The organism is Aeromonas sp. QDB17 (assembly GCF_027705305.1).
Classification (GTDB): Bacteria; Pseudomonadota; Gammaproteobacteria; order Enterobacterales; family Aeromonadaceae; genus Aeromonas; species Aeromonas caviae.
The window spans coordinates 266,330-280,464 of sequence record NZ_JAPDBP010000002.1; the positions used below are offsets into that span (position 1 = coordinate 266,330).

Here is a 14,135-nt window from a genome sequence, read left to right on the forward strand (position 1 = left end):
CCCCCCTTTGCAGGCCGATTGCACCACTCCTTCTCTCCCGATGCCGCGCATCTACTTCTCCTCGCTCACCTTGCCGGATAGATAGCCCGGCTGATCATATCGCGTCGCAGTAACGGGTAGATTCTCCCCATACCGGCAAGCCACCGCAATGTAGGCGGCCCCTTGCCATCATGGGGCCCAGCCCAGTTGCCAACGCAGTGGTCGCCGCGATTGTTGCAATAAACACAGGCTTTAAATCACCACTGTTACAGCCAAGAGACAATCAAGGTGCCACTTCTCTGCTCGCGTTTGCCAACTCGCGCACACAAACACCCTCCGATCTGCGTCCGCAACCCAGCACAACAAGAGGGATACTTATTAACCAGAACCGGGCAAGCCCGTTCATCCGTAGCCTTATCCCATCACAGGCAGCGTCGCTACTTTGCCATATTTTCCCAATAAAAAGGGAGGCGAATGCCTCCCTTTTCTCTTGCTATTTGCCCATCAGAGTCAGGCGATGAGCTTGTCGTCGGCGAAGCCAAAGCCGCGCAGCCCCACCACATGCACATGTTCGTGCTTGCCCTGCACCTTGCGGATGAGCTTGTAGGTAGTGCCCTTCTCGGGGCTGATGTTCTCCGGCGCCGCGATAAGTAGCTGCATGTCCTGGCGCTCGCACAGCTCGAACAGGGTGGCGATGGATTTGCCATCAAGCCGCGCCGCTTCGTCCAGGAACAACAGGCGGCAGGGAGCGATGTCCTTGCCGCGCAGACGGCGGGACTCCTCCTCCCAGCTGATGAGCACCATGAGCAGGATGGCCTGACCGGTGCCGATCGCCTCGCCGGTGGAGAGGGCGCCGCTCTCGGCACGCAGCCAGCCGTCGGCCCCGCGCTGCACCTCGATCTCCAGCTCCAGGTAGTTGCGATAATCCAGCAGCACGTCCCCCATCACCTGATAGTTGCGCTCCCCCTGCTCCACCTGCGGATTGAGACGCTGGAAGAGCTTGGCCATGGCCTCGGAGAAGCTGAGCTCCTTGTCGGCGAAGAGATCGTTGTGCATGGCGCTCTGATCGGCGAGTGCGGTCAGGAGGCGAGTGTGGGCCTCGCGGATATTGACGTTGAGACGCACTCCGCGCACCAGACCGAAGGCGATGTTCTGCAGGCCCTGGTTCAATACCCGGATGCGGTTCTGCTCCCGGCGGATGATGTTGGTGATCTTGGCCGCCACCTCGTGGGAGGAGAGGGACAGATGGGTTTCCCGCTGCTTGAGCTCATCGGCGAGGCGCGCCAGCTCGATCTCCATCTCCTCGATGGCTTCAACCGGATCGTCCGAGCGGATGATGTCGTTGCGGATGCGATCTTTCAGGTAACGGTAGACCTGCACGTAGAAGGCGACCTTCTGCTCGGCGCTGCGGTTGCCTTCCGACAGACGCAGCGCATCGCGCAGGGCCTCGTCGTGGGCCACCGCCACCCGCAGGGCGCCGAGGGCCTTGTCCGACATGGAGCGCAGCTCGTCGCTGTCAAGATAAGCCAGCTCGCGCTTGTTCAGACGCTTCTCGACGTCGGTCTCCCGTGCCAGACGCACCACCCGCGACCAGCTCGCCTTGTGACCCACCAGGGATTTGCGGGCGCTGTAGTAATCCTTGCCTTCGAGCTTGAGACGACCGCCAAGGGATTCGATTTCGCGCTTGCACACCTGCAACTGGGCCTCGGCGCTGGTGCGGCGGGTCCGGGTGCGGATGAGCAGCTCTTCAACCTCTTTCTTGTGGGCACGGGCCTTCTCTTCCATGTCATCCGACAGGGTCAGCCCCATGGCCGCCAGCTCCTGCTCGAACTCCGCCAGGGTCTGCCCCTTGGCCGAGGCGCTGGAATCGAGCGCCGTGCGCAGTTGCAGCGCCTCGGTGTGGCGCTGGGTGATCTGCTTGTGCTGCTCACCGGCGGTGCGGGCGGCAAGCTCTGCCGCCTTGAGTTTCTCTTTGAGTCGCTCGCTCATCTCGGACGCCTTGCCAAGCAGGTCTTGTGCATCCTGATAGGCAAAGTGCGGCAAACGGGCCACCAGCTGATCGAGGGCGTAGCAACGGCGCTTCTGCTCGGCCAGCAGGTCGCTCACCTCGTCAAAGGCCGCCTGCAGGGCCGCCAGATCCTGGGGATCCTGGCGCAGCACCTGCACCTGGGTCTCGAGTTTTTCCAGCGCCTTGCCGTGTTTGGCGATAAAGGCTTCGGCTGTTTTAAGCGCCTCCACGTCGGCGTGAGCCGCCTCGAGGCGGGCCGCCAGGTCTGCCTCGGCAAACAGGTGGGCAAAGGGCAGCATCCCCTGCACCAGCTGGATATGGCGGGCCAGCTGGGCAGCGGCTGCTTTGGCATCACTCAGCTGCTTGTCGCACTCGGCGATGGTTTCTTGCAGCTTACGCTGCTCGGCCTTTTTGGCCTGCACCTCGGCTTCGGGGTCCGGGCGGAAGGCGATATCCAGATGCTGGCCGATAAAGTCGCGGAAGTGGCCGTAGAGACGGTGGTACTTCTGCTGCTCGAAGGCGGCCTTGGCGTAGCCCTCGATGAGGTTTTCCCGCTCAAGATCGAGCTGCTCGATCCGTTTTTCCCGGGCGGCGCGGCCAAACAGCGGCAGCTCGGGGTAGCGGGAGAAGCGCACCTGACGCTTGCTGGTGCGCACCAGCACGGCGTCCCCCAGCTCATCCGCTTCCACCAGATCCTCGTCAAAGGAGTCTGGGTTGCCCTGGATGAGGTAGATATCTTCCGGGCAATCTTCCAGCTTTTTCAGCCGCTCGATGGCGCCTTCGAGGTCGAGCACCACCAGGGCGCTGCGAGCCGGGCCGTAGAGCGCGGAGTAGTAAGGGGCATCATCGATGGAGATGTCGTCATAGACGTCCGAGAGCAGCACGCCCCCCACCTGCTCGGCGATGCGGGCAAGACGGGGATCCGCCTCGCCGGCACCCAGCTGCAGGTTGCGAATTTGCATCTCCAGCGCCTGTTTCTGGCCCTGAATGCGGTTGCTCTCCTGCTCGAACTCCCGCTCCTTGTCGAGCACGCTCTGCATGCCGGAAGAGAGTTCTTCGGCGGTGGCCAAGGCCAAGCCACTCTGCTCGCGCAGTTGCTCGAGTTTTTCAAAGGATTTGAGCCAGCGCGGGGCCAGCTTGGTCAGTTCCGCGATATCGCGACCCAGCTGAGTGCCCTGATGCTCGAGGCTGGCGCGGCGCTGATTGGCCTCTGCCTGCTGCTCGGAGAGCTCCTCCTGGCGGGTGCGCTGGGCTTCGAGGAAGATCTCCAGCTCGTCCTGGCTAGCAATGTGCTGACCAGACGCCTGGGCCAGCTCGTCTCGCAGCCGCAAGAGCGTCTTCTGGCTTTCGCTCTCTTTCTCGAGGCGAGCCAGCGCGGCGCGCAGACCCTGCCCCTGGGCAATGCGGGCCTTGTCTTCGATGTGGCGCTTGAGCAGCCCCTGCGCGGTGGGCCAGGCAGCCTCGCGCACTGTCTCGGGTGCGATGCTGAGCAGCAGCGCCAGCGCCGCTTCGTGTTCGGCCACCGCCGCCTTGGCCAGCGCCAGCTGCTGCTCGGCCCCCAGCACCCGGCTGGTGAGGCTCTGCTCGGCTGCGCGGAACTGATGCAGGGTGTCGCTCGCCTTCGCAGGCTCGAGCCCCGGCAGTTCGCACTGCTCGCGGGCGTTTTCCAGGGCCTGCACCGCCTGACGGTACTGGATGGCGCGGGTCTGCTGGATATCGAGCGCCTGCTGGTAGTCGGCCAGCTGGGTCTTGAGGCTGTCCACCTCTGCCTGGGCCAGCTCCTTGCGCTCCTCCACTTCCAGCAACTGGCCGTGGATCTCTTCCACCACCGCCTGCTGCTGCTCGAGCTTGTCGTTGAGCTCCGCCAGATCGGCGCGATAGAGGGCAATCTTCTTTTGCAGGGCCACGGCCGCCATCACCTTGGCCAGGTGCTCGGCGGCGGACTCCAGCTCGTCGGTCAGGAGCTTCTCGCGGTTGGTGAGCTGATCCACCTCGTCCGCCAGATAGATGGCGCGCTGTTTCTCCTCGGCCAGCAGACGGCGTTTGCCGGCGAGCTCAGAGCGTGCCTTGAGGGCCAGCTCGGAGAGACGGCTCTTCTCCGCAGCGCCCCGCACATACTCCGCGGCCACATAGTGGGTGGTCTCGGTGATGAGATTCTTAAAGAGATCCCGCTGACCCTGGGTCTCTTTGATGGCTTCCAGGGTGCGGCGGTTCTCGTAGATGGCCGCCTCCATGTCCTGGAACGCCTTGCGTACCCCGGAGTTCTCCGGCAGCAGGTATTCACGCAAGGAGCGGCTGATGGAAGACGAAATACCGCCGTAAAGGGAGGCTTCGATCAGGCGGTAGAACTTGCCGCGATCCTTTTGATCTCGCAGTTTCTTCGGGGTGATGCCGAACTCGAACATGAAGTTGTGATAATCGGTCACCGTATTGAACTTGGCGACCTTGATGGCGCCAAGCTCCGCTGCCGCCCCTTTCAGATCGGCGAAGGCACGTACCCGGCCCTTGCCGTCATCGAGCTTCTCCAGCAGCAGATCCGTGGGCGCCAGGTGCTCGGGCACATCCACCAGGGCGAACGGGGTGATGTTGACCTTGTTGTCACGGTTGGCCACCTGTTCGAGGTGCACACCGACCCAGATCCGCTGCTCGCGGCTGTTCATCACTTCCAGCAGCGAATAGCAGTGGCCGCGCTGCAGCTTGCCGTAGAGCCCCTTGTCGCGGGACGCGCTGGAGGAGCCCGCCTCCGTGGTGTTTCGGAAATGGAGCAGTGACTGGTCGGGAATGAGGGCCGCGATAAAGGCCGCCATGGTAGTGGACTTGCCCGCGCCGTTGCCGCCGGACAGGGTCGTGACCAGCTGGTCGAGATCGAAGGTGCGGGCGAAGAAGCCGTTCCAGTTGACCATGGTCAGGGATTTGAATTTGCCTCTCACGCCACACTCTCCATCAAACCGGCCGACACCATCAGTGCCGGCACATTAACGTTGCAGATCATCTTCCACCTCCAGCTCCAGCTGCTCTTCGTCCAGATCCTCTTCGATATCCTCGAACAGGGAATCGCTGCTCGGCATCTCGTCGTCGTGGAAGATGGCCTCCCCTTCCTGGATCATCCGCAGTTGCACCGCGCGAGGATCCTCGTCGGAGCGCACATCGGCGGCGAAGCGGAACACGGATTCGTTGACCCGGAATTTGTCGCTGTTGCCAAGGGGGGTGATCATCCCGAGGCGCTTGAGGCGACGCATGGAGGTGCGGATCTTCTCGAGGAGCTTCTTCTTGTCCAGATCCGTGCCGCCGGAGCGGCTGTTGACCATGCGCAGCAGTTGCTTCTCGTCCGCCAGACTCAGCACCTCTTCTTGCAGCTCGCCCATGGCGAACACCCCTTCAGAGGCGAGCCTGTCCGGGCTCAGGAACAGGTAGCAGAGCACCTTGCCCACCAGCATATCGAGCTCAGATAACACTGTTGTTCCGATGTCGGCGCTCGGGCGCGGACGCAGGTAGAAGAAGCCTTCCGGCGCCTTGATGAGTTCCACCTGATAGCGGCCGTAGAAGATCTCCAGCTCCTGGTGGTACTCCACCAGGGCAGAGTGCTGCTCGAATTCGTCGGCACTGATGTGGCGACCGGAGCGCAGGGCGGTGTCGATGCGCGGAAACAAGGGGTTGGCGATGGCCTCTGCGAGACGCAGGGGCAAGGGGAATTCAGTATTGATCGATGACATAGGCCTGAACCTTGGATCCAGCTTGGTTGATGGGTTTCCATGCGGGTTGGCGGTGGTGTTCGCGCTCACCGCTGGCATGGCCGAGACGCACGGCCTGATCGATCAGGAGGCGCGCCACGTCGAAGTGGGCATGAGCCGGGTAGTCCAGCAGGTATTCCCGCAGCACGTCGGCAAGATCCAGCCGATCTCCCTGCTCCGGGTAGCGGGCCAGGTAGCGCTCGATGCGCTCCGCCAGCTCCTGGTTGATGTCCACCATCTCCACGTACTCCATCTCGAGGGGCACCTCGCCGGTCACCTCCTCGTCGTGGATGGCGATGGTTTCATCCCGCAGCTCCAGCAAACGGGGCTCTTCGGCCACCCGCAACAACCAGCTGTGCTGCTCGAAGTTGCGGATGGATTCCCGCAGCCGCTGGCTGAAGGCGCGGTTCTTGTCCATGTCGATGGCGTTGCGGATGAACTTGTGAACGTGCCTGTCATAACGGGACCAGAGCTCGATGCACTGCTGGCCCCAGGCGGTGATGACGTCCAGACGCCCCTGCAGGGCGTGGGTCAGCTCCTCGACGTGGAACAGATCATCACGCCCCTGGGCCGCTTCCTGAATGTTGAGCAGCCCCGCCTGCAGGCGGTGGCCGGCGGCGTCTAGGGTGTCCTGCAACTCGCGCAGGGTCTGGCCGGTCTCGTGCAGGAGCTTCTCGCAGCTGTGGATGGCATCGACCCAGTTCTGGGTCAGCAGGGCCGCGATCTCGCTCTTGACCTGGTTTTGCTGCTCGTCCATGGCGCGCTGGGTGAGATCGATGCGCCCGAGCGTCTCTTCCAGGGAGAAGGAGAGACGCGGCAGCACCTCGGCGTCCCACTGCTCCCGGGTGTTGGTCTCGAGCGCCGCCTTGCGGGCGGTGTCGAGCTCGGCCGCCAGGTGCTCGAGCAGGATGGAGAGCTTGATGGAGTCCACCTGGCGCTGATCCATGAAGAAATCGACGATGCTCATGCCAAGGCGCGACAGGCGGTAGAGGCTCTCCCCCGCCACCATGTCGGTGGTGAAACGCGACAGCAGTTGCTGGCGAATGAGATCGTTGATGGCGTTGTTGGCGCGACCGGTGAGGGTCTCGTCCATCTGGCCGAAGGCACTGCTGACATAGCCAAAGGCGTCGTGCAGCGCGGCCTCCGAGAGATCAGACTCGTCCTCGGAGAGCGTCTTGATCGCTATCAGAAAGGCCAGCCTGTCGGTGGGGAGGTTCAGCGCCAACCCCTCCTGTCTGACCCATCCCACCGTCTCTGGCAGGGTACGGGATGTACTCATCATGACGTTATCATCTCGTTGTTATAGTCGGCAGGTCTTCGCCCGCCGTGGTGATATAGGTCGGGGTCGGTGGCGCCCCGGCGGCTGGATCCCGCATCGTATTCACGCCGGTGGGGCTCAACCGGCCGGTTTCTGGGCCATCACATGGATGTAGCGCCCCAGGGAAACAAAGGGCTCCTGGCGGCAATATTGCTGCTCCATGGCCAGCAGGTCCTCGAACTTTTCGACCTGATCCTGCTTGTGGCGCATGTAGTCGTGGATGACGCGCACCCCGGTCTTGCCGATGATCCGCAATCCCCCCCGGCCTATCCAGTCATAGACCTGCTCCGGCAACTGGGGATTGGTGGGAGTCAGGGCTGTCTGGCGTTTCTTGCGAAGGCCCAGGCGCACATAGTCAAAATTGCCCACCACCAGGCTCTGGAACAGGAGGCCGTGACGATTGTAAAAAAGCAGCGACAGTATGCCCCCTGCCTTGACGAAAGGGAACAGACCCAGCAAGGTCTGGCGCGGCTCGGCGAGCCACTCCAGTACCGCGTGACAGAGCACCAGATCGAAGGTGCCGGTCACCTGGTGCTTGAGATCCTGAATGGGGCAATGGATGAGACGAATTCTGTCTTCCAACCCCTTCTGGGCGATCTGCTCCCGGGCCAGATCCAGCATTTCTGCCGACAAATCGCACAGCTCCACCTGATGGCCCATGGCCGCCAGTTTCTGGGCGAAGTAGCCAAAGCCGCCGCCGGCATCCAGGATGCGCAGCGGCCGGTTGCCCAGGCGCGCCAGGCAGGCTTCGATGTCACTCCAGACAATGGTGGTGCGAATGCGCCCCTTGGTGGAGTCGTAAATGTTGCGAGCGAACTTGTCCGCGCGCCCGTCAAAACTCTGATCTTGCTTCAAGACACACTCATCTTCGACCGCCCCGCCATGAGGGCCGCAGGAGGAACCACACAGGATTGGGCCACAGGAAAAAAGAGGGGTATTCTGTCACATCCCGAATTTGCTGAAAACTCAAGGACGTGTCTGTCGTGTTCGAGCTCAACTTCTTTGTCATCAAGAAATGGCTGGGCCATCTGCTGATGCCGCTCCCCTTCTCTCTCTCCTTGTTGGTGCTGGCGCTCGTGCTGCTCTGGTTCACCCGCTTTCAAAAAAGCGGCAGGCTGCTGGCGACCCTCTCCTTGGTGATCATCGCCCTGATGGGGACGCGGCCGGTGAGCTACGAGCTGGCCCGCAGCCTGGAGCAGACCTATCCCCCCTTCGAGGTGAGCCAGCATCCTGACATCCAGGCCATCGTCGTGCTGGGCAACGGTCATGTGAGCGATCCGGCCATCCCAGAGCGCGCCTGGCAAAACAACATCTCCCTGGCGCGCACCCTGGAAGGGGTTCGCCTGGCCCTGGCCTATCCAGAGGCCGAGCTGGTCTTCTCCGGCGCCGTGGCCGGGGATTCCCTGTCGAACGCCGAGGTCAACGCCCGCATGGCGGCAAGCCTTGGCATCCCGCGTGCGCGCATGACGTTGTTTGAAAACAACAAAGACACCCATGACGAGGCGGTCAGCATCGCCGCCCACCTCAACGGCAAGCGGGTGGCGCTGGTGAGTTCGGCCACCCACCTGCCCCGGGCCATGGCCCTCTATCGCAGTCAGGGACTCGATGCAGTGCCTGCTCCCACCGATTACACCGCCAAGCAGAGTCAGGAGCCGCAACCCCTCTACAGCTACCTGCCCAAGGGGCGTTATCTGATGTATTCCGAGGCTGCCATTCACGAGTGGATTGGGGTATGGTGGGCCCGTTTGCGTGGGCAGGTCACCGAGTGAGCAATCGCGCCTTGCATTCCTGATTTGGATCAGGAAAGCGAAAAAAAATTACGTCATTTGCCGCCGGGTCAGCTATCTTGGGCTCGGTTCAATTCATATAATGTTGCGCAATCAAATGCCTAGGAGATATAGAAGATGAGACAGCACCTGGTAATGGGTAACTGGAAACTGAACGGCACCAAGGCTTCTGTAGAAGCCCTGATCAAAGGACTGACCCCGGCCGCTGCCGCTCATCCTTCCGTGCAAGTGGCCGTCTGCCCGCCGGTTATCTTTTTGGGTCTGGTTGAACAGCTGACCGCCGGCAGCAAGATCGCCTACGGTGCCCAGAACGCCGACGTTCACGAGTCCGGCGCCTTCACCGGCGAAAACGCCCCCTCCATGCTCAAAGCCTTCGGCTGCACCTACTCCCTGGTCGGTCACAGCGAGCGTCGTACCCTGCACGCAGAGACCGACGACGTGGTGGCTGCCAAGTACGAAGCCATCCAGAAGGGCGGCCTGATCCCCGTGCTGTGCATCGGTGAAACCCTGGCCCAGTTCGAAGCCGGTACCACCAACCAGGTGGTCGAGACCCAGCTCAAGGCCGTGATCGATCGCTGCGGCATCGCCTCCTTCGAGAACGCCGTCATCGCTTACGAGCCGGTATGGGCCATCGGCACCGGCAAGACCGCCACCCCGGAGATCGCACAATCCGTGCATGCTCACATCCGTCAATACCTGGCCGGTTTTGATGCAGCCGTGGCTGCCAAGGTACAGATCCTGTACGGCGGCTCCGTGACTGGCGCCACCGCTGCCGACCTGTTCGGCCAGCCGGACATCGACGGTGGCCTGGTGGGTGGCGCGTCCCTGAAAGTGGACGACTTCTCCCAGATCATCGCTGGCGCCGCCAAGTAAGCGCCAAGCAAAGAGGGGCCCCGCCCCTCTTTGCATATCGCTTTCCTATGGACCCTCTCGCCATAGGAAAGCCGATATAGTAAAAGCGGCCAGCCGTATTTTTCAGAATCTTGATTTTCGACAACTCAGATCCAGAGGCACTCATGACCAAACAAATCAAACGTATTGGTGTTTTGACCAGTGGTGGTGACGCACCGGGTATGAACGCAGCCATCCGCGCCGTGGTGCGCGCCGGTCTGCATCATGGCCTGGAAGTTTACGGCATCTATGATGGCTACCTCGGTCTGCACCAGGACCGTATCGTCAAGCTCGAGCGTCACAGCGTCTCCGACGTCGTGAACCGTGGCGGTACATTCCTCGGCTCCGCCCGTTTCCCCGCCTTCAAGGATCCGAAAGTCCGTGCCGAAGCGGTCGAAAACCTGAAGAAACACGGCATCGACGCCCTGGTGGTCATCGGCGGTGACGGCTCCTACATGGGTGCCAAGAAGCTGACCGAAGAGGGCTTCCCCTGCATCGGCCTGCCGGGCACCATCGACAACGACATCGCCGGTACCGACTTCACCATCGGCTTTGACACCGCTCTGAACGTGGTGGTTGACGCCATCGACCGCCTGCGCGACACCTGCAGCTCCCACCACCGCATCTCCGTGGTCGAGATCATGGGCCGCCACTGCGGCGATCTGGCCATGTCTGCCGCCGTTGCCGGTGGTGCCGAATACGTGATCGTGCCGGAAGTGGCCTTCGACAAGGAGAAGCTGCTGCAACAGATCAAGGAAGGGGAAGCCAAGGGCAAGAAGCACGCCATCATCACCATCTGCGAGCACGTCACCGACGTCAACGCCCTGGCGAAAGACATCGAGGCCATGACCGGCCGCGAAACCCGCGCCACCATCCTGGGTCACATCCAGCGTGGCGGTTCTCCCACTGCCCGTGACCGTATCATGTCCAGCCGCATGGGTGCCTTCGCCGTCGAGCAACTGCTGGCGGGCCAGGGTGGCCGCTGCGTCGGCATTCAGGGCAACGAGATGGTACACCACGACATCATCGACTGCATCGAGAACCTGAAGCGCCCGTTCAACCAGGAGCTGTACGATCTCTCCACCACCCTGTTCTAAAGGCTGTGGTCTGACAAAAAACCCTCCTCTGGAGGGTTTTTTTATGCGGGCTCCTCACCCCCTACTCCCTCTGCGGGGGCCCGACTTTCCACTGGCCACTGTCGCCATCTCTTACCCCTTGCCCGGCGGCCCTGAGCCTCTGATCCCATGACCTTCTCCTTTACTTCTTTCCCCCGCGTTTCTGCTTGCTCACCTTGTTCGCGACGGGTCTGGATAAAGGCCTTGGTGCCGCCGTGCCACGGCCCTGCGCCAGGCCTCCCCCACCCTTCACCCCATCACACTGGCGCCATATAGCAACCCGGGTGGGCCGACGATATCGCCCGCTTCCCCTGCGCGCGGCCCCAGTGGCTCGCCCCCCCAAGAAAACAGCGAAAAACGGGGCTTCCGGCCACCCAAGGCCCCATGAAGATCGAACCCCCATTTTCCCGCCTTCCCCCTTCCCTTCCATGCTCCTTTGGCGGCCCTTTTGTCGTTTTTCCGTACTCTTTTTGCTCCCAGCCTGTTTGGGATGAGCAGAAAATTGAGCCTTCATTGGATAACCCTGGCTGGCAACAGCCTTGCAGACTGGGGTTAGGACACAAGTCGTGAGAAAACATGACATGGAATGACAAAACCTGGCTGACAGCCACCAACCTCCCTATGGCGACACCAATCGGCGCATCCCGCAGGCCATTTTTCTGCCGAAAAATGGAGATCACCAAAAAGACCCCAATCGAAACCACCAAGAAGAGAGTCATGAAAACAACATAACTCAATGTATTTAAAGACTTTATATGTCTCGTTTTTCACTGAAATCACCATGAAACCCTTCCCTGGGCAAAAAACGCCCTTAAACTTGGAAAAATGCAACCATAACTCACCACCAAACCATTTTTGCCTCATAATTACATTTTTCGTTGTTTTATCGTTCTGTTGTGGTATCTTGGTTCCATCATGAGCCAACCAAGGGAGATAAAATCATGAAAGAATTCGTAGTTACCGCCGTTTTCACCGTGTTTTTCACTCTGGTTGCCGTCTCCATACCGTCGCTGGCACAGCTCTAAGTCGGTCAATCAGCCATCTGCCACCTCTGCACCAGAGGTTGGTTCAAAAAACAGACTGCAACATGGGTTTTTGACGCGCTCTGGCAAAGGATGATGCCAAGCCATCATTGAGTGCGATCTGCGCACACAAAACGACCTCGTCGACATCCATACCATCTTTCAAGGGGAGCCCGGGCTCCCCTTGTCGCATCTCCCCCTGCGGGATTTACTCTTGCCCCCCTGCCCGTCACAATGGCCGCTGGATTTGCCACGCAGGAACCACCATGACTCAGGATGCCTTGCGCCACTGGCGCCGCGACCTTCATCGTCACCCCGAAGCCGCCTGGTGTGAATTTCGCACCACCACCCTCATCGCCCAACACCTCAGTGAACTCGGTTTCTCCATCATGCTGGGGGATCAACTGCTCGCCAGCACCCTCATCATGGGACGGGAAATAGACGTCCAGGCCCAGAAGGCCCGTGCCCTGTACCAGGGGGCGCATCCGGAGTGGCTGACGCGGATCGACGCACTCACCGGCGTGATGGGACTCTGGGAGAGCGGGCGCCCCGGCCCCACCCTGGCGTTTCGCTTCGATATCGATGCGGTGGAGGTCGAAGAGAGCCAGGAGGCGTCACACCTGCCCGGCCAGGGAGGCTGGCACTCCGCCAACCCGGGCTGGATGCACGCCTGTGCCCACGACGGTCACACCGCCATCGGGCTGGTGCTGGCCGAGCGGATCGCGGCCCTCGCTGATCGCCTCACTGGCCGCATCAAGCTCTTCTTCCAGCCGGCTGAAGAGGGCTGCCGAGGCGGCAAGGCGCTCGCGGCAGGGGGGCAGCTCGACGACGTGGACGCCCTGCTGGCACTACACATCGGCATTCACGCGAGCAGCGGTGAGCTGGTGGTCAACCCCACCGAGTTTCTCTGTTCAACCAAATTCGACGTGGAGTTCATGGGGCAAGCCGCCCATGCGGGGCTCGAGCCCAACGTGGGCCACAATGCCCTGGCGGCGGCCTGCATGGCCACCACCGCCATGCTCGGCATTCCCCGCCATCGGGACGGCATGACCCGCATCAACGTGGGGCAGCTCAACGGCGGCAGTGGACGCAACGTCATCCCGGGCCATGCCCGCCTGATGGGGGAGACCCGTGGCGCGACGCCCGCCCTCAACGACTACATGTTCAATCAGGTGCAGCAGATTGTGGAGGGAGCGGCCCTGATGCAGGGCGCGACCTACCACATCCGCAAACAGGGGGAAGCGATCGGCATCGAGAACAGCCCAGCCCTCATCGAGGAAATCGTGCCTCTCGCACAGGGGATCTCCCTTGATACCATCCACACCCGCCGCTTCGGGGCCAGCGAGGATGCAGGTTTCCTCATCGAGCGGGTACAGCAGCACGGCGGCGAAGCCGCCTATCTCATCCTGGGAGCCAACCTCGCGGCCCCCCACCATCATCCGGAGTTCGACTTCGACGAAACCGTGCTGGCCCCCGGAGTGGCCTTGCTGGAGGCCTGGCTGCTCGCCCGCCTCGGCCGCTAGCAGACGCCGAATGCAAACAAGGCAGCCCATGGGCTGCCTTGTTTTTTTACACCCTTGCGGGCATAGGGGACCTACTCTCCCAGCACGATCGCACAGAGATGGGCGAAGTGGTGGATCTCGTGGGTCGCCTCGCACGGACCTGTCTCCCGCCCCGGGTTGTACCAGCAGGTGGCAAGACCCTGGGCGGCGGCACCGGCGATGTCGGTCTTGGGATTGTCCCCCACCATCAACACCCGCGCCGGGCTCGGCTGACCCATCTGCGCCAGGGCATGCTGGAAGATGGCCGCCGCCGGCTTGGTCACCTGCACCTCGTCAGAGATAACGAGAGGCTCAAACCAGCTGTTCCAGCCCAGTTTGTCGAGGCGCCCGCGCTGGGGCAGGCTGAAGCCGTTGGTGATGATCCCCATTCTGACCTTGCTCTTCAGGGCCTGCAGGGTCTCCTCCACCCCCTCCAGCGGCACGCTCAGGGCGATGATCTGCTGCAGGAAGGTCTCGTTCATCGCCATGGGTGCCACGTTGACCTGCTCGGCAAAGAGCGAAAAACGGGTCTGCTGCAGATGGGTGGCGTCAATCTCCCCTGAGTTGTACTGCTGCCAGAGCCGCTGGTTGAGGGCATGGTACTCCGCCATCTTGGGGGGAGTCGGCGCCACGCCGTAGATCTGCAGGGTCCGCTCCAGCGCCCTGGCGACCGGAAAATCGAGCAGGGTTTCGTCCAGATCGAACAGCACCCAGTCATAGCTTGTTTGTTTCACGCTTGTCCT

General features: G+C 61.8%; 9 protein-coding genes. 4 read left to right on the forward strand and 5 right to left on the reverse strand.

Annotated elements, in window-relative coordinates; translation table 11 throughout:
* Nucleotides 1–489 precede the first annotated feature (489 nt).
* The 4 genes from mukB to cmoM form a co-directional block, all read right to left on the reverse strand.
* A complete protein-coding gene (gene mukB, locus OKC41_RS03005) occupies nt 490–4,917 on the reverse strand; it encodes a chromosome partition protein MukB (protein ID WP_201893885.1) in 4,428 nt (1,475 codons plus the stop codon).
* Nucleotides 4,918–4,962: 45 nt separating this feature from the next.
* Complete coding sequence (gene mukE, locus OKC41_RS03010) at nt 4,963–5,700, reverse strand: chromosome partition protein MukE (protein ID WP_029314572.1); 738 nt, start codon at nt 5,698–5,700, stop codon at nt 4,963–4,965.
* A complete protein-coding gene (gene mukF / locus OKC41_RS03015) occupies nt 5,681–7,000 on the reverse strand; it encodes a chromosome partition protein MukF (protein ID WP_039040724.1) in 1,320 nt (439 codons plus the stop codon). The genes mukE and mukF overlap by 20 nt, the downstream gene beginning before the upstream one ends.
* A 114-nt stretch (nt 7,001–7,114) precedes the next feature.
* Nucleotides 7,115–7,891 carry a tRNA uridine 5-oxyacetic acid(34) methyltransferase CmoM gene (gene cmoM, locus OKC41_RS03020; protein ID WP_039040723.1) on the reverse strand — a complete coding sequence of 259 codons (777 nt, stop codon included), beginning with the start codon at nt 7,889–7,891 and terminating at the stop codon, nt 7,115–7,117.
* A gap of 128 nt (nt 7,892–8,019) precedes the next feature.
* On the opposite strand from cmoM, the gene elyC reads away from it, so the two are divergent.
* From elyC to OKC41_RS03040, 4 genes are all read left to right on the forward strand, one after another.
* Complete coding sequence (gene elyC / locus OKC41_RS03025; RefSeq protein ID WP_201893884.1) at nt 8,020–8,805, forward strand: envelope biogenesis factor ElyC; 786 nt, start codon at nt 8,020–8,022, stop codon at nt 8,803–8,805.
* Nucleotides 8,806–8,940: 135 nt separating this feature from the next.
* Nucleotides 8,941–9,696 (forward strand): triose-phosphate isomerase, encoded by a 756-nt coding sequence (gene tpiA, locus OKC41_RS03030; protein ID WP_029314576.1) that lies wholly within the window; start codon nt 8,941–8,943, stop codon nt 9,694–9,696.
* A 143-nt stretch (nt 9,697–9,839) separates the two neighbouring features.
* The gene (gene pfkA, locus OKC41_RS03035; protein WP_010674852.1) at nt 9,840–10,811 is read left to right on the forward strand and encodes a 6-phosphofructokinase; all 972 of its coding nucleotides are present in this window, start codon (nt 9,840–9,842) and stop codon (nt 10,809–10,811) included.
* Nucleotides 10,812–12,117: 1,306 nt separating this feature from the next.
* A complete protein-coding gene (locus OKC41_RS03040; protein ID WP_201893883.1) occupies nt 12,118–13,374 on the forward strand; it encodes an amidohydrolase in 1,257 nt (418 codons plus the stop codon).
* 71 nt (nt 13,375–13,445) lie between these two features.
* On the opposite strand, the gene yjjG is transcribed toward OKC41_RS03040, so the two are convergent.
* Complete coding sequence (gene yjjG / locus OKC41_RS03045; protein WP_041215092.1) at nt 13,446–14,126, reverse strand: pyrimidine 5'-nucleotidase; 681 nt, start codon at nt 14,124–14,126, stop codon at nt 13,446–13,448.
* Nucleotides 14,127–14,135: the final 9 nt, after the last annotated feature.

What these genes read in the sequence shown, in the direction of transcription:
- tpiA (WP_029314576.1), top strand. Translation starts at nt 8,941, where the DNA reads ATGAGACAGCACCTGGTAATGGGTAACTGGAAACTGAACGGCACCAAG.
- OKC41_RS03040 (WP_201893883.1), top strand. Translation starts at nt 12,118, where the DNA reads ATGACTCAGGATGCCTTGCGCCACTGGCGCCGCGACCTTCATCGTCAC.
- mukE (WP_029314572.1), bottom strand. Translation starts at nt 5,700, where the DNA reads ATGTCATCGATCAATACTGAATTCCCCTTGCCCCTGCGTCTCGCAGAG.
- mukF (WP_039040724.1), bottom strand. Translation starts at nt 7,000, where the DNA reads ATGATGAGTACATCCCGTACCCTGCCAGAGACGGTGGGATGGGTCAGA.
- pfkA (WP_010674852.1), top strand. Translation starts at nt 9,840, where the DNA reads ATGACCAAACAAATCAAACGTATTGGTGTTTTGACCAGTGGTGGTGAC.